The sequence below is a fragment of the Saccharomonospora cyanea NA-134 genome (assembly GCF_000244975.1).
Lineage (GTDB): Bacteria > Actinomycetota > Actinomycetes > Mycobacteriales > Pseudonocardiaceae > Saccharomonospora > Saccharomonospora cyanea.
On sequence record NZ_CM001440.1, the window covers coordinates 5,064,156 to 5,080,722 of the forward strand.

12 protein-coding genes and 1 pseudogene are annotated in these 16,567 nt (G+C 70.7%); 7 read left to right on the top strand and 6 right to left on the bottom strand.

The window, feature by feature from the left end:
* Positions 1 to 423, bottom strand: a complete 423-nt coding sequence (locus SACCYDRAFT_RS23630; RefSeq protein ID WP_005460068.1) for a hypothetical protein — start codon at positions 421 to 423, stop codon at positions 1 to 3.
* A 141-nt stretch (positions 424 to 564) separates the two neighbouring features.
* Between SACCYDRAFT_RS23630 and SACCYDRAFT_RS23635 the strand changes: the two genes are divergently transcribed.
* The gene (locus SACCYDRAFT_RS23635) at positions 565 to 2,025 is read left to right on the top strand and encodes an NAD-dependent succinate-semialdehyde dehydrogenase (RefSeq protein WP_005460069.1); all 1,461 of its coding nucleotides are present in this window, start codon (positions 565 to 567) and stop codon (positions 2,023 to 2,025) included.
* Positions 2,026 to 2,035: 10 nt separating this feature from the next.
* Here SACCYDRAFT_RS23635 and SACCYDRAFT_RS23640 read toward each other — a convergent pair whose 3' ends face one another.
* Positions 2,036 to 2,839: a hypothetical protein gene (locus tag SACCYDRAFT_RS23640; RefSeq protein ID WP_005460072.1), complete on the bottom strand. Its 804-nt coding sequence runs from the start codon at positions 2,837 to 2,839 to the stop codon at positions 2,036 to 2,038.
* A 78-nt stretch (positions 2,840 to 2,917) separates the two neighbouring features.
* On the opposite strand from SACCYDRAFT_RS23640, the gene SACCYDRAFT_RS23645 reads away from it, so the two are divergent.
* Entirely contained in the window at positions 2,918 to 3,220 is a 303-nt protein-coding gene (locus SACCYDRAFT_RS23645) for a glutaredoxin family protein (protein WP_005460073.1), read from the top strand.
* Positions 3,221 to 3,232: 12 nt separating this feature from the next.
* On the opposite strand, the gene SACCYDRAFT_RS23650 is transcribed toward SACCYDRAFT_RS23645, so the two are convergent.
* Entirely contained in the window at positions 3,233 to 3,721 is a 489-nt protein-coding gene (locus SACCYDRAFT_RS23650; RefSeq protein WP_005460074.1) for a nitroreductase/quinone reductase family protein, read from the bottom strand.
* Between the two features lie 135 nt (positions 3,722 to 3,856).
* Here SACCYDRAFT_RS23650 and SACCYDRAFT_RS23655 point away from each other — a divergent pair, with 135 nt between their 5' ends.
* The gene (locus tag SACCYDRAFT_RS23655) at positions 3,857 to 4,597 is read left to right on the top strand and encodes a TetR/AcrR family transcriptional regulator (RefSeq protein ID WP_043537509.1); all 741 of its coding nucleotides are present in this window, start codon (positions 3,857 to 3,859) and stop codon (positions 4,595 to 4,597) included.
* A 73-nt stretch (positions 4,598 to 4,670) separates the two neighbouring features.
* Positions 4,671 to 5,102: an OsmC family peroxiredoxin gene (locus tag SACCYDRAFT_RS23660; protein ID WP_005460077.1), complete on the top strand. Its 432-nt coding sequence runs from the start codon at positions 4,671 to 4,673 to the stop codon at positions 5,100 to 5,102.
* A 15-nt stretch (positions 5,103 to 5,117) separates the two neighbouring features.
* Here the strand turns inward: SACCYDRAFT_RS23660 and SACCYDRAFT_RS23665 are convergent, their stop codons facing one another.
* The gene (locus SACCYDRAFT_RS23665) at positions 5,118 to 6,317 is read right to left on the bottom strand and encodes a beta-ketoacyl synthase N-terminal-like domain-containing protein (protein ID WP_005460079.1); all 1,200 of its coding nucleotides are present in this window, start codon (positions 6,315 to 6,317) and stop codon (positions 5,118 to 5,120) included.
* Between the two features lie 199 nt (positions 6,318 to 6,516).
* Between SACCYDRAFT_RS23665 and SACCYDRAFT_RS23670 the strand changes: the two genes are divergently transcribed.
* The 3 genes and pseudogenes from SACCYDRAFT_RS23670 (at position 6,517) to SACCYDRAFT_RS27345 (ending at position 10,773) form a co-directional block, all read left to right on the top strand.
* The gene (locus tag SACCYDRAFT_RS23670) at positions 6,517 to 9,288 is read left to right on the top strand and encodes a sensor domain-containing protein (RefSeq protein ID WP_005460081.1); all 2,772 of its coding nucleotides are present in this window, start codon (positions 6,517 to 6,519) and stop codon (positions 9,286 to 9,288) included.
* Between the two features lie 104 nt (positions 9,289 to 9,392).
* A pseudogene (locus SACCYDRAFT_RS27075) lies at positions 9,393 to 9,902 on the top strand (AAA family ATPase); the annotation flags it as partial.
* A gap of 397 nt (positions 9,903 to 10,299) precedes the next feature.
* A complete protein-coding gene (locus tag SACCYDRAFT_RS27345; RefSeq protein ID WP_232283876.1) occupies positions 10,300 to 10,773 on the top strand; it encodes a DUF234 domain-containing protein in 474 nt (157 codons plus the stop codon).
* Here SACCYDRAFT_RS27345 and SACCYDRAFT_RS23680 read toward each other — a convergent pair.
* On the bottom strand, positions 10,762 to 13,764 hold the full coding sequence (locus SACCYDRAFT_RS23680; RefSeq protein WP_043537511.1) for a glycosyl hydrolase: 3,003 nt from the start codon (positions 13,762 to 13,764) through the stop codon (positions 10,762 to 10,764). The two genes, SACCYDRAFT_RS27345 and SACCYDRAFT_RS23680, sit on opposite strands and share 12 nt — an antisense overlap.
* A gap of 17 nt (positions 13,765 to 13,781) precedes the next feature.
* Positions 13,782 to 16,502: a family 78 glycoside hydrolase catalytic domain gene (locus SACCYDRAFT_RS23685; protein ID WP_232283735.1), complete on the bottom strand. Its 2,721-nt coding sequence runs from the start codon at positions 16,500 to 16,502 to the stop codon at positions 13,782 to 13,784.
* Positions 16,503 to 16,567 lie beyond the last annotated feature (65 nt).

The following is a 16,567-nucleotide window of genomic DNA, read 5'->3' on the forward strand; positions in this document are numbered from 1 at the left end:
TCAGCGGCCGACGGTCACCCGACCGTCGGCGGCCACGTCGAGCTGGAGCTGGGGGCCGGCGGCGCCGCAGTGGGGGCCGTTGGGGTGAACCCAGCGCGGCGTGGCCTCCAGAGTGCTGGTCACCAGCGACTCCCCGGACCGGTCGGTGACCGTGAGAGTCAGCTCCACCGGCCCGTCCGGCAGTCCGGGGACGCTCGCGAACCCGACGGCACCCCCGGTCGGGCGTAAGCGGGCCGAGCACACGTCCTCGGGCGCGTCGCCCTGGCAGCCCTCGTCGACGGGTTCGGTGGCCGGGTCCAGCACGGCCTCCGCGGAACGGCACTCCCCCTCCCAGCACACCCGCACCTCGGCGGTGTGGGCGGGCAGGCCGGGCGCGGTGTCCACACCGATCCCGGCAGGAGCGCCGATCGCGGTGCAGGCCATCTGTCCACCGGGCGCGGCACCACATCCGGCGAGCAGGAGGAGGGAGAGAACGAGAAAGGCACGCACGACGGTAAGGACGTGACGCCCCGCCCCTCGGGTTGCACGGGTGTCACCATCACGGCACTCGGGTAACCCAGGGGCATGAGCGAGCGCGACATCATCGACCGGGTTCCGAAGCAGGTCTTCGTCGACGGCGCCTGGCGCGCCTCGTCCGACGGCAGCGTGTTCGGTGTGGACGACCCCGGCACGGAATCGACGCTGTGCGAGGTGGCCGACGGACAGGCCGACGACGCGAAGGCCGCGGTGGAGGCCGCCGTCGAGGCGCAGGAGGAGTGGGCGGCCACTCCCCCGAGGCAACGCGGCGAGATCCTGCGGCGGGCGTGGCAGCTCATGACCGACCGGACCGACGAGCTCGCCACACTCATGACGTTGGAGATGGGCAAGAGCCTCACCGAGTCACGGGCCGAGGTCGCCTACGCCGCCGACTACTTCCGGTGGTTCTCCGAGGAGGCCGTGCGCATCGACGGCGACTACTCGCGCACGCCGGACGGCAAAGCCCGCATGATCGTCACCCGTCAACCCGTCGGGCCCTGCCTGCTGATCACGCCGTGGAACTTCCCGCTCGCCATGGGCACCCGCAAGATCGGGCCCGCGGTCGCGGCGGGCTGCACGATGATCGTCAAACCCGCGCAGCTCACGCCGCTGTCGATGCTCGCCCTCGCGGACCTGCTCACGGAGGCTGGGCTTCCCGGCGGCGTGTTGAACGTCGTGCCGAGCACGTCGGCCAGCCGGGTCGTGAACCCAGTGCTCGCCGACCCCCGCATCCGGAAGATGTCGTTCACGGGTTCGACGGAGGTGGGCCGCAAGCTCGTCGAGCAGTGTGCTCCGAACCTCCAGCGCATGTCCATGGAACTCGGGGGCAACGCCGCCTTCCTGGTCTTCGAGGACGCCGACCTCGACGCCGCCGTGGAGGGCGCGGTGACCGCGAAGATGCGGAACAACGGTGAGTCGTGCGTGGCGGCGAACCGGTTCCTCGTGCACACCTCGATCGCCGAGGAGTTCACCCGCAGGCTCACCGACCGGATGGCGGGCCTGCGAATGGGTCACGGAACGGAACCCGACGTCGTCGTGGGGCCGCTCGTGAACGACGGGCAGCGCGCCAAGGTGTCCGAACTCGTGGAGGACGCCGTCAGTCGCGGTGCGCGCGCGACCACGGGTGGCGAACCCGGTGACGGAGCGGGCTACTTCTACCGGCCCACGGTGCTCGCCGACGTCGGAGACGACGCCCGCATCCTCCGCGAGGAGGTGTTCGGCCCGGTCGCCCCGGTGACGACGTTCGCCGACGAGGACGAGGCGCTGGCCGGCGCGAACGACACCGAGTACGGGCTCGTGGGCTATGTCTTCACCCGCGACCTCGAACGTGCCGTGCGGGTGGGCGAGGGCCTGGCGACCGGCATGGTCGGCATCAACACCGGGCTCGTATCCAACACCTCCGCCCCGTTCGGCGGGGTCAAGGCGTCCGGGTTCGGCCGCGAGGGCGGCCACGAGGGCATCACCGAGTACCTCGACACCAAGTACCTGTCGCTGGCCCTGCGGTCGTGACGCGCGCGGTTCACCGCGTGTACCGCCGCACCTGCCGCTCCGCCGCTTCCAGGGCGGCCCTGGCCGCTTCGGTCCGCCGATGCGCCTTCGCCTCCTCCCGCTCGGCGGCCCGAAGCTCCCTGCGGGCCTCGTCGCGGACGCGACGGGCCCGCACCTCCGCGTCGCGGCGCCGGCGTTCCGCCTCGACCCGCTCGTTGTCCCGTCGTGAGACGGTCGGCTCGCGGGTGCTCGGGGCGGGCGGCTCGGCCGGTCGCGGGGTCTCGGTCCGCCCCGGGCGGGACGCGGAACCGTCGCGGCGAGTCGGTGTGCTGGGGAGGTCGGTGGGCAGCCAGTCCGATTCGAAGACGTCCGGTGGCGACAACGCCGACACCAGGTGGCCCTCGACGACCGCCCTGGCGGCCTCCTCGTCGCCCACCGCCGCCTGAAGCGTGGCCGCGATCTCCTGCCGGATCGACTCGCCGACGGAACCCCCGGCAGGCGAACACGCCAGCTCGACGAGAGCGGCGACACGCTTGTTGCGCTCGTGTGTCAGCTCGCGCAGTCGGTCGCCCGCGAGCTGCCGGTGCGCCTCCCGCAGCCGGTCACCGAGTTCGGGCAGCACAGCGACCTCGTCCGCGTGGTGACGCGCCAACCGGTTCACGAGTGCTGCGGCCTTGGTGGGTTTGCGCAGTCTCCGGATCTTCTCGGCGAGATCTTTCTCACCCCGTTCCCGCGCCTGCGCCGCATGGCGGTCACGCTCCCTCACGAATTCGCCGGGATCGACGCCGTACACCTCGTTGACCACGGCTTCGAGGCCCTTGTCGGTCGTTGCCATGCGTCCCGGATTCCCGCGGGGCGGGCGATCGAGGCGTGGATTGTCGCGGTTACGGTGTCGCCAGAGGGAGGACACACCTTGGGTATTGACACGATCGAGTTCTACTGGCGCCCCGGATGCCCGTTCTGCGCGATCCTGCGGGGTCGACTGCGGGAGAGCGGCCTGCCGGTGCGGGAGACCAACATCTGGGAGGACTCGGACGCCGCCGCACGCGTGCGTTCGGTCAACGGCGGCAACGAGACCGTCCCCACCGTCTTCATCGGGGAGCGGGCGCTGGTCAACCCGAGCATGGACGAGTTGACGGCCGTGATCGAGCAGGAGGCGCCGGAGCTGTTCGCGCTGGCCCAGCCCGCCGCCCAGGGCCACGGCTCGCGGCACTGAAGCGATTTCACCTCAGCTCCGGTCCTCCGGCGTCGGCGTGGGCACGATCCGGAACACGGGGTGCTTACCGGCCGCGGCCCGGAGTTCGTCGTCGGACGTACCAGCGGTCACTCCGTCGAAGAACGCGCCGGCCTCCCAGGCCCAGCGGCGGAGGTAGGCACGGAGCACGGGCAACCGGGTGTCGTCGAGAACCTCGACACCGGTGAACCACTGCTCGCGCCTGCCCACCGTGAGCCTGCCGCGTCCGGCGGCCCGCAGGTTGCGCACCCACTCGGTGTTGCCGCGTGCCGCGACCAGGTACTGCTCGCCGTCGAGGGTGAGCACGTTCACCGGCGTCGAGCGCATGATCCCGGTGTTACGTCCCGCGACGGAGAGCACCCGGCTTCCCCACAGACTCAGACCCCGCCGGGTCAGCGCGGCGACGATGCGGTTCACGGCCCTGGACAGCCGTCCGGGCGGCAGGTAGCGGGTCGTGCCGGTCCTGTTGGCGGCGTCGGTCATCGGGAGCCCCTTCCCTCGCGGAGATTCAGAGAGCACTGCTCTCGATTGTGTTCAGTGAACACGAGAAGTCGCGACAAAGCAAGAGCAGTGCTCTCGTCTGTGTTCGTCGATCTCGGATGTGTCAGACTGACGGGCATGGCCCCGACTCCCGTCCACCGGAGCGCCCGGCAACGCGCCAGAGCGGAGATCACGCTCGCGATCAAGGAAGAAGCCCGGCGGCAGCTCGGCGTCCAGGGCGCCCAGGCGCTGTCCCTGCGCGCCGTCGCCAGAGAACTGGGCATGGTGTCGTCAGCGCTGTACCGCTACTTCACCAGCCGCGACGACCTTCTCACCGCCCTGATCATCGACGCGTACGACAGCCTGGGCGAGGCCGCCGAGTCGGCCGTGCGCCACCACGACGGCGCACGCGCACAGTGGACCGCGGCCTGTCACGCCGTACGCGACTGGGCGCTGCGAAGCCCACACGAATACCTGCTGATCTACGGTTCACCGGTTCCCGGCTACCAGGCACCACAGGACACGATCGGTCCGGCCAGCCGCGTCCCGCGCGTGCTCGTCGGGGCACTCGCAACAGCCGTCTCCCGCGGCGAACTCACGAAAACCCCGGGGACCACGGAGAACCCCGACGGAGCCCGGCTGCCCGCCCCGCTGCTCCCACAGCTCGACGCCGTCGTCGCCGCGCTCGATGTCGACGTGCCCGCTCCACTGCTCACGAGGGGACTCGTCGCATGGACACAGTTGTTCGGGATGGTCAGTTTCGAGCTGACAGGCCAGTTCACAGGCACTCTCGACCCGGCCGACGCCTTCTTCTCCCACACGATCGAACGAATGGCCGACTTCGTCGGGCTTGCCGGTGGACGCCGGAATGGCGGGTGAAAGGCAACGGCGCGACCATCGACTAGGGAGGACAGCAGCCGGTCAAAGCCCCGAGGTCACCGAAGGAGAAGCCATGGCCACACGCGACGCGACCACTCACTGGAAGGGCGGGCTCAACTCGGGAACGGGCGAGCTCACGCTCGACTCGTCGAACTCGGCCCGGTTCAACGTCTCGTTCCCCCGCCGGGTCGGCGAGCCCGAGGGCACGACGAGCCCCGAGGAGTTGATCGCCGCGGCACAGGCGTCCTGCCTGGCCATGAACCTCGCCGGAACCCTGGAGAAGGACGGGCTGACCCCGAGCACCATCGACGTCACCGCCTCGGTGACCGTCGAACCCGCCGACGGGGGCTTGAGCATCAACACCGTCGACATCACCCTGCGAGCCGCCGTGGACGGCGTCGACGAGGAGCGGTTCAGCCGCCTCGCGGAGAAGGCGAAGGAGACGTGTCCCGTCAGCCGCGCGCTCGCGGGGACCACGATCACGATGGATGCCGACCTCGCCTGACGCCGCCCGTCCGGCTCAGGCAGGTGGCGCGAGGACGACCACGGAGTTGTGCCCACCCATGCCCAGAGACGACTTCACGGTGAGGCGGTCGTCCACGTCCACGGTCCCGTGCAGCAGCCTCGGGTGAGCTTCGGAGACTCGGGGTGGCGCGGGTACGTGACCACGGTCGTAGCCGAGCGCCGCCACGGCCACCTCCACGGCAGCCGCCGCCCCCTGACAGTGCCCGACCAGCGGCTTCACCGAGTACAGGCCCGCGTCGTCGGCGAACAACTCGTCGGCGATCGCCGCCTCCGCCGTGTCGCACTGCCGGGTGCCGGGGCCGTGGGCGTTCAGGTAGCCGACCGCGCTGGCCGGCACGCCCGCGTCGCGCAGGGCCTCATGGAAGGCGAGCCTGACCTGCGGCAGCTCCGGATCGATCGACGTGGCGTGGAAGGCGTCGTGCGACATGGCACCGCCCAGCAACGTCGAGTACGGCGCCCGCGCCCGCCTCGACACCACGAAGGCCACCGACGCCTCGCCCATCACGAACCCGCGGCTGCCCTCCTGGAACGGGCGGCACCCGTCGAGCGGGTCGGTGTCCACCACCGTGACCCCCAGCCGCACGAAGTGCCGGACGTTCTCGGGCGTCAACGACAGGTCGGTGGCCACCAGCACGACGTCGTCGACGAGGCCCGCTTCCAGCCACAGCTTCGCGGTGAGCAGGCCCGCGTTGCCGGACGCGCACATGGCCGAGACGTTCATCGCGGGACCGTGGAAACCGTACTCCTGCATGAGCGTGGACATCGGCGTCGACGGCATCAGCGCGAGGTAGTCCCTCGCCCTGAGGTCACCGTGTTCCAGCAGGTAGAAGTCTCGCCACAGGTCCACCTCCCCGAGCACGACCGCGTGGAGCAGACCTACCCGGCGACCCTCGCGCCACCCGCGCCGGTGTGCGTCGTCGATCGCCTCGCGAGCAGCCGCCCGCATGGCTCTGGCGAACCGCCCCCTGCCGTCCGACGGGTCTCCCCCCTCCGGGACCCGCGCCACCCAGCCGTCGCCGGGGACGCCGGGGACACCGGGGACGCCGGGGACACTGCCCTCCCCACAGCCGTACCCCCGGGTGAGCGTCGCCGCGGGCTTGGCCGTCCGCAGCCCCTCCCACAGGGCCTCGCGCCCCCAGCCGTAGCCGGTGACCGCCCCGACTCCACAAATCCCGATTCCGCCTCGTGGGCTCACGATGCACCCCTCACTTCGGTTCGCATTCCTGACGGGCCGTCCCGACGCTGTCGAACGGCGCAGCGCGAAATGACCGCCTACTCTGGTGACGGCCGGTCGAGAGACCGCAAGACGCATGCCGCGACAGATGAGGACGATTCCTCCTATTCGCCTAGCGGTGATTTCATGCTGTAATCAAACTCCCGGTGACGAGCAGCGGATGGACTTGATCATGGAGGCGTACACCCAAGACGAGGTTTCCACCGGGCGGAACCGGGAGGACGTCGTCGAGCTCGCGCTTGCCGCGAGCGCCGCGGGCACGTGGTCTGTCGAGTTCCCCGGCTACGGCGTTACGTGGAGTGCGGAGCTGCCCGAGGTCCTCGGAGCGGATCACGACAGCGCCGAGGCGGTGCGCGAGCGGCTGCTCGAATTGATCGAGCCGTTGACCATGGCGGCAGAGAATTGCCCGGTGTGGCACAATTTCGATCTCGAGCAGAGCCACACGACGCCCGGCGGTGAAACTCGATGGACCCGCTTTCTCGCCCGCGCGCAGGGCAATGCCGTCACCGGCAGGGTGGACCGACTCGTGGGAATCGCCACGGACGTGACTGAACGGCGCGGAAACACGCAGGCACTGGCCGATCTCGCCGACCGCTACCGCCTGCTCGTGGAGTTCAGCCCCGACGGCATCTGCGTGCACCAGGACGGCGATCTGGTCTACGTCAACCCCGCCGCGGCCCGGTTCGTCGCGGCCGAGGAACCCGCGGCGCTGCTCGGCCGCCCGATCATCGACTTCGTGAGCCCGTCGGCGGTGTCGGAGTTGCTGCGGCGGGTGTCCTCCCTCGGGAGCCCCGGTGAGGCCACCAAACCCACCAAGGTGCGGCTCTCCCGGCTCGACGGAGGCTCGATGCTCATCGAGTCGGTGTCGGTGCGCACCACCTGGAAGGGCAAGCCCGCCTACCAGGTGATCATGCGGGACATCTCGGCGCAGAAGGCCGCGGAGGCGGCGCTGCGCTACCAGGCCGCCCTGGTGAGCCACGTCAGCGACGCGATCATCGGCACGACGTCGGACGGCATGGTGACGAGCTGGAACCCGGCCGCCGAACGCATCTACGGGCACGGGGAGAACGCCGCGCTCGGCAGACCGGTGGGCGAACTCGTGGGCGCGACACTCGATCCGCAGGCCGTGATCGCCGGGGGTGGTGTGGTCGAGGCGGAACATCGCAAGGCCGACGGATCCGCACTGACCGTGCGGGTGTCGGCCTCCCCGATGGACCGCGGTTACGTGTTGGTCTGTGCCGACGAGACCGCCCGCAGGGCCGCCGAACGCCGTTATCGCACGGTGGTGGCCGCGCTCGACGAGGGCGTCGTCGTGACGGACGCCCACGGCTTCGTCGCCTCGGCCAACCCCGCGTCGGGCCGGATCCTGGGGCTACCGGTCGAAGCGATGATCGGCTGCTCGCCGACCCTGTTCCCGCTGTACGACGAGTCGGGTGCGCGTATCCCGCCGAGTGAGTACCCCTCGGCGACGACGCGGACCACGGGCCTGGCGATGAACGGCCGCGTGGTGCGGGCACGTCGTCCCGACGGGCGCTGGGTGTGGCTGTCGATGAGCTGCCGTCCGCTGGACCCGAACGCCACCCCTCCCTACCAGGTCGTCACGTCCTTCACCGACATCACCGAGCGCAAGGCCATCGGCGAGCGGCTCGAACACGACGCCACCCACGACCCGCTCACCAACCTCGCCAACCGCACGCTCGTGCTCCAACGGTTGGAGGAGGCCCTGCGGCGGCGCGACGGCAGGTCGCCGGCCTGCGTGCTGTTCATCGACCTGGACAAGTTCAAGGTCATCAACGACTCCCTGGGCCACGGCATCGGTGACAAGGTGCTGCGGATCGCCGGGCAGCGGCTGAAGAACTGCGTGCGCCGCCACGACGTGGTCGGCAGGCTCGGTGGCGACGAGTTCGCGGTCGTGACCTTCGACGTGGAGCACGGCAAGCAGATCCAGGCGCTCATCGACCACATCCGCACCGCGCTCACCGAACCCATCACGGTGGAGGGGCGCAGGCTGCGCGTCGACGCGAGCATCGGAGTCGTGACGGCCCGCGAGGGTGACGAGCGTTCGGCCGAGGACCTGCTGCGCGACGCCGACGTGGCGATGTACCAGGCCAAGACGCGCGGTCGGGGCAGGCACGAGTTCTTCGACGTCGAGTTGCGGGAGCGGGTGCAGCGGCAGCTACGGCTGGAGCAGGACCTGCGCGACTCGGTTCGGGGTGGGCAACTCTGGGTCGCCTACCAACCCGTCGTCGACCTGCGCACCTACCAGCGGGTGGCCGTGGAGGGCCTGCTGCGCTGGCAGCACCCCGTGCACGGGTCGATCTCGCCGGCCGAGTTCATCCCGCTGGCCGAGGAGAGCGACCTCATCAACCTCATCGGCGGGCACATGATGAGGACGGCCACGCGTGAGCTCGCGCGGCGCAGGCTGCGCGAGGGCGTGCGCACGAGGCTCACCGTGAATCTCTCCGCTCGGCAGCTCGACGACGACTCCGTGGTCGACGCCGTCAACGACGCGCTGCGCAGCACGGGCCTTCCGCCCGGGGAGCTCTGCCTCGAAATCACCGAGAGCGCCCTCATGCGGGACCCCGGAGCGGCGGCCGAGGTGCTCACCTCGTTGCGCGGCCTCGGAGTCCGGCTGGCGATCGACGACTTCGGCACGGGCTACTCGTCGCTGGCACAGCTGTGGAAGCTGCCCCTGGACACCCTCAAGATCGACCGTTCGTTCGTGGCCGGTCTCGACGGTCCGGACCAGGCAGATGCCGAGGCGATCATCAAGGGCATCGTCACGATGGCCCACTCGATCGGCCTCACCGTGATCGCCGAAGGCACCGAGAACGAACGCCAGGTGGCGATCCTGCGGGAACTCGGCTGTGACCAGGCACAGGGCTTCCACTTCGGCAGGCCGGCACCCGCCGACGAGGTGTTCGGGAACTGACGACACCGACACGGGATTTTCCCGCACAGGATAATCCCGTGCAGGATAATCCCGCGTAGGAGAATTCTGGGCGCTTCTTCAACCGGGCCGACGAACTCGCCTTCCTGCGAAGGCGGCTCGCCGGTGACCGAGCCGAACTGCTCGTCGTCTACGGTCGCCGCCGGGTCGGCAAGACCGAGCTGCTCAACCACCTGGCCACCGAGGTGCGCTCCTTCGTCCTGGAAGCCACCGAGACGGTGAAGCAGGAGCAGCTTTCCGACTTCACCGCCGAACTGGCCCGGGTGTCGGGCGACGACCTGTTGGCCAGACAGCCTCTGACGAGCTGGGAGGCCGCGCTCGCCGCGCTCACCCGGTTCGTGGGAGACCGGCGCACCCTCGTGGTGCTGGACGAGTTCCAGTTGCTCGCCGGGCAGGCCCCCGAGCTGGAGAGCGTGCTGAGTCGCTGGTGGCGGACGACGGGACGGACCCTGCCGCTCGTACTCGTCCTCGCGGGCAGCGAGATCTCGTTCTTCGAGGACGAGGTACTCGCCGGGCGTCTCTACGGCCGCCGCACCGGCCGGCTCGAGGTGGAGCCGTTCCTCGCCAGGGACACGGGACTGTTCCATCCCGCGTACTCGGCCGAGGACAGGGTGCGGGCCTTCGCCGTCTGTGGAGGTGTCCCCTACTACCTCGACCGGTTCACCGACGACCGCCCGTTGCCCGAACACCTGCTCGACGAGGTCTTCGACCGAGGTGGCCTGCTCCACGACGAAGCGGAGCTGCTGCTGCGGCAGTCCCTTCGCGACCCGGCCGGGCACGTCGCCGTCCTGCGTTCCATCGCCGACGGACACAACCGCAAACAGCACCATCGCCGCGCGGACCGGCCTGGAACCCGCCGGGATCACGAAGATCCTGCGCACGTTGGAACGGCTGGGACTGGTGGAGCAGCAACGCCCGGTCACCGCGTCGCAGCGCAGCAAGAAGACGACGTACCGGGTCCGCGACCACTTCCTGCGCTTCCACTGCCGGTTCGTGGAGCCGGCACGCACCCGGACGCGGGCCCGCGAACTCGCCGAGGCCTATCCGCACGGGGAGGTGCTGCCGCGGTTCGACCACCACGTCTCGTCGGCCTGGGAGGACGTGTGCCGCGAACACGTTCTCCTGGCCTTCGCTGAGGCGAGCCACCTCGGCCGGTGGTGGGGTCAGGTGCCGACCGGCGACGGCAGGCGCACGGAGGAACGGGAGATCGGCATCGTGGGGGTGGACCCCAACCAGCGGGTGTCGGTCGTCGGCATGTGCAAGTGGACCACCTCACCCGTCGACTTCGACGAGCTGAACCCGCTCGACCGGCTGACCCCGTTCGTGGAGCGAGAGGCACGGCCGCACCGTGTGCTCTGCTCCCGAACGGGGTTCTCCGCGCGCCTGCGCGCGTACGCCGACGACGACTCCAAGCTCACGCTCCTGACACCGGCGGACGTCGTCGGCGGTCCCGGCTCAGGGCCTTAGCCGCGCCTCGCCGTACGGCACGAGCCGGACCGGCCCGAGAAGCCCGCAGTCCTGCCGCGCCACGCCGCCGTAGACGTCCGGCTGGGTCACGCGCATGCGGTTGATCAGCGTGCCCGCCACCTCCACCTCGATGACGTTGCGGCCGGTGCGCAGGTACCCGCCGACGTCGACCACGGGACGGAACAGGTTCACGGGCTCGGTCGCCTTACCGTTGACCCACACCCGCGCGGTGTCGGTGACGGCGCCGAGGTCGAGGTAGGCGCCGTGACCGCCCGTCCACGCCTTCGGCAGCTCCACGGTCGTGCGGTAGCGCCCGACGCCGGAGGCGTCCTCCAGCCCGGGGATGCGCGACCAGGGCAGGAGTTCGGACAGCTCACGCTCGTGCAGTACCTCCTCGGTCCGGGTGGCCGAACCACCGGGTCTCCAGTCGGACATCCGCAGGGTCCACGCCGAAAGCGTGCGCGCGGCGGGCACGTCTGGCAGGTCCACCTGCCGCCGCCCGCCGTTCGACAGCGTCACCGAGTACGTGCCGGCCCGCGTGTCCCGGACCCGCAGTTCGCGATCGGACCAGAACGTCTCAGCCGCCTCGGTGGCCACCACGTGCCGTCCCGGCCCGCCCGCTCCGGGGAGCCAGCTCGGATGGGCCACGACCACCATCGTGGACTCTCCCGGCCGGAGGGTGATCCGCACCCGGATCTCGTCGCCGTCGGACGCGTAGACGGCCAGCTTCCGCACCTCACCGGTCCAGGCGTCCAGCACGTGCGGCACCGCTGCCGGGGACGTCCTCGGCAGCCAGACGTCGTGGTCGACGTCCTCGTTGTCCGACGAGTTCACGAAGTAGTACAGCCCCGTCTTCCCGTCGAGACGGCGTGCGTGCAGCAGCGGGGACGGCTCCGCGTAGCGGACGTCGGGACGCAGGCCCAGTGCCGCGATCCCGTCGGGGATCTGGGGGCGGTCGTCGACCCGGTGGACCGACGGTTGGGCCAGCAGCCGCCGGAACACCTCGGCGAGCTCGTCGTTCTCCCCCGGCAGCGGCACGCCCGGCACGCTCGGCTCGGTCCACGGACCCACCACGAGGATCGGCAACCCGGCCTTCGCGAACTCCAGCAGCTTGCGGGCCGCGGAGAGGGGCATCGTGTTCGCCCTGCCGGAGAACGCGTCGCCCTCGAACACGAGCAGCTTGAACCCCGGTCCGCCTGGTGCGAGCCTGCCACCGGACACGGTGGCGCTGGGCAGCTCCAGCAGGCGCGGGCTGAGAAACTCGTGTGTCCACCCGTGGGTCACCCCGGTGGCGGAGAACCACGCCGCGCCGAAGCCCGACCCCGCATAGCCCTTCTGCCGCAGGAACGCGACGTCACAGCGAGCCACTCCGGTCTGCAGCACCAGTTGCGTGCGTGCGAGGTAGCCCGCGACGTCACCGGCGTGTCGCCACGTCGGTTGCCTCGGGCCCCACGACTCGCTGTAGCCGACACCGCCGTCGTAGGGCGTGAACGCCGCGAAACCCGGCCACTGCGCCCCCGGCGCGTCGGCGTAGGAGAAGCCGTGCAGCACCGCCTGGTTGACGCCCGCGGCGTACTCGCGGCTGATGGTGCGGGCGGCGCGCTTCCAGGTCACGCTGTACGACCCGCCGTAGACGGCGGCCGCCTCGCTGGACAGGATCGTCTTGCCGCCCATGTCCCGCCCGCCGGCCAGCGAGCGGAAGTCGTCGAGGTTCTTGAACCCGAGTGTCTCGCCCTCGGCGATGTCCACCACGGCCGCCTTGGCCACCGCGTCGGTCTGCAGTCCGTAGGGCTGAATGCGCAGCTTCATGCCGAGGCCGTGCAACCACTCCTGCAACGGGCGCAGGTGGTTGTCCAGGTAGAGCTGGCTGAGCAGCTCGTTGACGTCGTCGCGGACCCGGCTCGACACACCCGAGTCGAACTCGAACACGGGGTCCTCGTCGTAGGTGACGACCACGGGCAGGTAGGGCCGCAGTGAGTAGCCGAGGCGGGCCTCGAACTCCTCCGGCAGGCCGGGTGTCCACAGTGTCGCCTCGGTCTCCATCTCGATGGAGTCCTCGAACATCGCACCGCCGGAGGCCCGCAGCAGTCGCCTGATCGAGGGCGTGAGGATGTGCTTCTCCCAGAAGTCCACGACCGCCGAGGTGCCTTCGCGACTGAAGTGGTCGACCACGTACGACACCGGAGTGGTGTGCGGGCCTCGTTCCGGCCGCTGCCCGGACCCCCGCAGCCAGTACGAGATCAGCAACCAGGTGCCGTCCTCGGGCGCCGTCCACGTGACGGTCTCGCCGTCGGTGGCGACGTCGACCACGGAGTCCTCGACGAGGCGGGGACGGCGGGCGTCGGGCGAGCTGTCCGCGCTGACCCGCGCTGCCTGCACGGCGAACAGCTCCTGCCGGTTCACTCCCTCGGCCGCTTCCGCCACCGCCCTCGGCACCGGGCCCGAGTACGTCCGCCCGCCCTGCACCACCGTGACGCCGTGGGCGAGTTCCTTGACCGCGCCCGCGTCGTCGGGCGTCACCGACGGGACCGCGGCGGGCCACGACGGCCCGATCGTGACGTCGACGACGACGCCGCGGCGGTTGGCCGCCTTCAGCGCGGTCTCCAGGGCGGCCACCCACGCGGGCGTGCCCCAGCCGAACCGCTCGGGGTCGATCTCCTCACCCACGCTGTGGTGCACGTCGGCGATCTCGACGCCGCCGAAGCCCGCGTCGGCGATGGCGTCGATCTCCCGCCGCAGCTCGGCGACGTCCACCATGCCGTGTGGCCACCACCAGCGGAACTTCGCCTGCACCTCGCGCGCGGGGTCGGCGAACGCGCGGGCGAAACCGCGCGGTCCCGGACCTCCCGCCGCACCCGCCGGTGCCGCACCCGCCGGCGCGGCACCCATCGGGCCCAATCCCAGGGCGACGGCCGCCGCCCCGGCTCCGGCCAGGAACACCCTGCGGGTGACCGCGCCGGATCTGTCGTGCGAATCCCTGTCCTCGTTCACCACTTCACCTTCCGAACTCATGCGGGCACGGGCACGAACCTCGCGCCACCCGAGCCCACCTCGAAGATCATTCGTCCGTCCTCGGTCGCGACGTGCTCGGCTTCGGCACGCCCCACCGACCGGTACGTCATGCCGTCCGTGACGGGCAGCTCCACCCGGGCCACGACGTTGACGGGAACGTCGAGCCGCACGTGCGTCCCCTTGCCCGCACGCTTCCACGACAGCGACACGGGGCCGCGTTGCGTGTGGACGGTGCCCTCGGCCGAGGTCAGCCCCGACTCCGGCACCACGACGTCCACCGTGGCACCGCCCGGTGTGCCCGGACGGACACCGAGCAGCGTCTCCACCACGTCCACGGCGGCCTGCGCTCCCCAGCCGTGCGACTGGCTGTGGTTGGAGCCCTCGTCGAGGGTCCAGGCCTCCCACGTGAACGTCCCGCCCCGCGCCAGGATGTTCGCCCAGCCGTGGTCGTCGGGATTCGTCAGCAGTGCGAGCACGGCGTCGGGGCGGTCGGCGTCGGACAGTGCCTGGAGCAGCCAGTGCGCGGTCATCGGGCCCTGCCGCATGCCCATGCCCGCCAGGTGTTCCGCCAGCTCGGCGTGGTCGGACTCGGGCGCGACACCGAAGGCGACGGCGTACGAGGTGCTGTGCTGTCCCTTGTGGTCACTGCGGGTGCCGTCGGTGTGGAGGCCGTCCACGTACAGCCCGTCGTCGGCGCGCAGCCGCTCGTTCATCACGTCCACGAGGTCGTTCTCGGCCTGCCGGTACCGCCGCACGTCCGCGTCCGGCTCGCCCAGCACGTCGGCCATGTCGGCCGTGCGGCGCAGCACCTCCACCGCCAGCGCGTTGATCGTCGTGCGCGCGGCCGTGTCCATGTCGTAGCCGAAGCGCCCGGGTGCGGGCCAGTCCACGATCCCGTACCGGTACGCGCCGCTGCCACCCGACAGGTTCGTGACGAGCCCGGCCGTGGGACCGTCGTCGGGGATGTGCCGCAACACGTACTCGGCCGTCTCCCGCACCGCGGGATACGCCTCCGCGAGCAGGTGCTCGTCGCCGGTCACCTCGTAGTAGCGCCACACCCAGTCGACGAACATCTCGGTGTAGTCGGGGATGTCGCGCTTGCCGTCGCCGTTGGGGTACACGGCGTTGTAGCGGCCCGCGTCCTGCCCTTTCGACCAGAACCGCTCCTGCGAGGCCAGGAACTCCCTGATGGCCTGCCGGGTGTGGGTCCGCTCCGCGAAGCCCTGCATGGTGGCGTACGAGATGTTGGCCGCGTCGCCGAGGAACTGGCCCTTCTCCCGCGTCGGGGTGTCGACGAAGTGTTCCTGCACCGAGTACAGCGCCGACCGTTGCAGCAGCTCCCACACCCGGTTCAGCGTCTCATCGGACGTCCTCAGGCTCGCCGTCCTGTCCTCGGGCACGGCGGTGTGGAGGACCACGGCCGAGACGTCGTCGGGTTCGATGTCCTCACCCGCGCCCGGAATCTCCAGGTAGCGGAAGGCGAGATGCGTGAACGCCCGGTAGGACTGCGCGCCCTCGGCCTGCACGTACGGGAAGGACATGTCGGTGCTCTGCGTGGACAGCTTCGAGGTGTCGACCCTTCCGGTGTCGGTCAGCTCGTAGCCCGCGCGCAGCTCGATCGTCCGGCCCGCGACGCCCTCGTCGAACCGGACGCCGGGCAACGCGGGGATCACCGTGCCGAAGTCGGCCACCACGGTGCCGTCGTCGGCGGTGAGAAGTCGCTCCGGCTGCACCTCGGTCTCGACCATGCGGGTCTGCTGCGCGTTCAGGTGCGGCAGCCGCTCGGTGGGATGCGCGCCCAGCGACGTCGCGGAGGCCCAGGCCGAGTCGTCGAAGCCCGGCTCCGCCCAGCCCCGGATCACACCCCGGCCGTCCTGGTGGTCGATCCACTCGCCCTCGCCGTTGCGCCGCGAGGTGTCGGCGACGAACCTCGTGTCCCGCGTGACCCGCCAGCTCCCGTCACTGGTCACGACCTGCCGGGTGCCGTCGGCGTGCTCGACGACGAGCTTGTGCAGCAACCCCCGTTCCGACGCGGGCCTGCCCTGTCCGCTGCCGTACCAGTGGTAGCGGACGCCGATGGCGAGCTCGGCTCCCGGCTTCACCAGCTCGGTGACGTCGGTGACCTGGTAGTAGCCTTCGCCGGGGTAGCCGAACGACGCGCCGCGGTCGGCGCGCTCGCCGTTCAGGAACAGCTCGTAGGTGTGGTTCGCCGCCGTGTACGCCCGTGCGCTGACCACGGGACTGTCGGCGATCTCGACCTCCGTGCGGGCCAGCGTGTAGTCGTCGGTCTCGGTGCTGTCGCGCCGGATCCACTCGGCGCCCTCCCAGTCGCCGTCACCGATGGCGGTGGTGAACCGCGAGGGCGACGAGGGCGGGGACACCTCACCGGCGCGGTCCCACGTGCGGACCGTCCACGTGTAGTCCTCCCCCGGCCGCAACGGCGCACCGGCGTAGGCCACATAGGACTGCTCGGCGGAGTTCACCCGGCCGCTGTCCCAGACGGTCCTGCCCGAGTCGGTGGCCACGACCTCGATCTCGTAAGCGGTCTGCCGCTCGTTCGGGTCGCGGTCGCGTGGCTGCCAGCCGAACAACGGGAGGCCTTCCACCGACAACGGCGCCGCCATGTCGCCCACCGTCAGTGCCGTCGGCGCCAGCGGCGGGGTGTTGCGGGGTTGCGCCACCGCCGCGGGCGCCGTGACGGCAATGCCGATTCCCACTCCCACAACGGAAAGCAGTGCGATCCCTCGTGTGGTCCGACCTTGGTGCATCTTCGCTCCCCAGG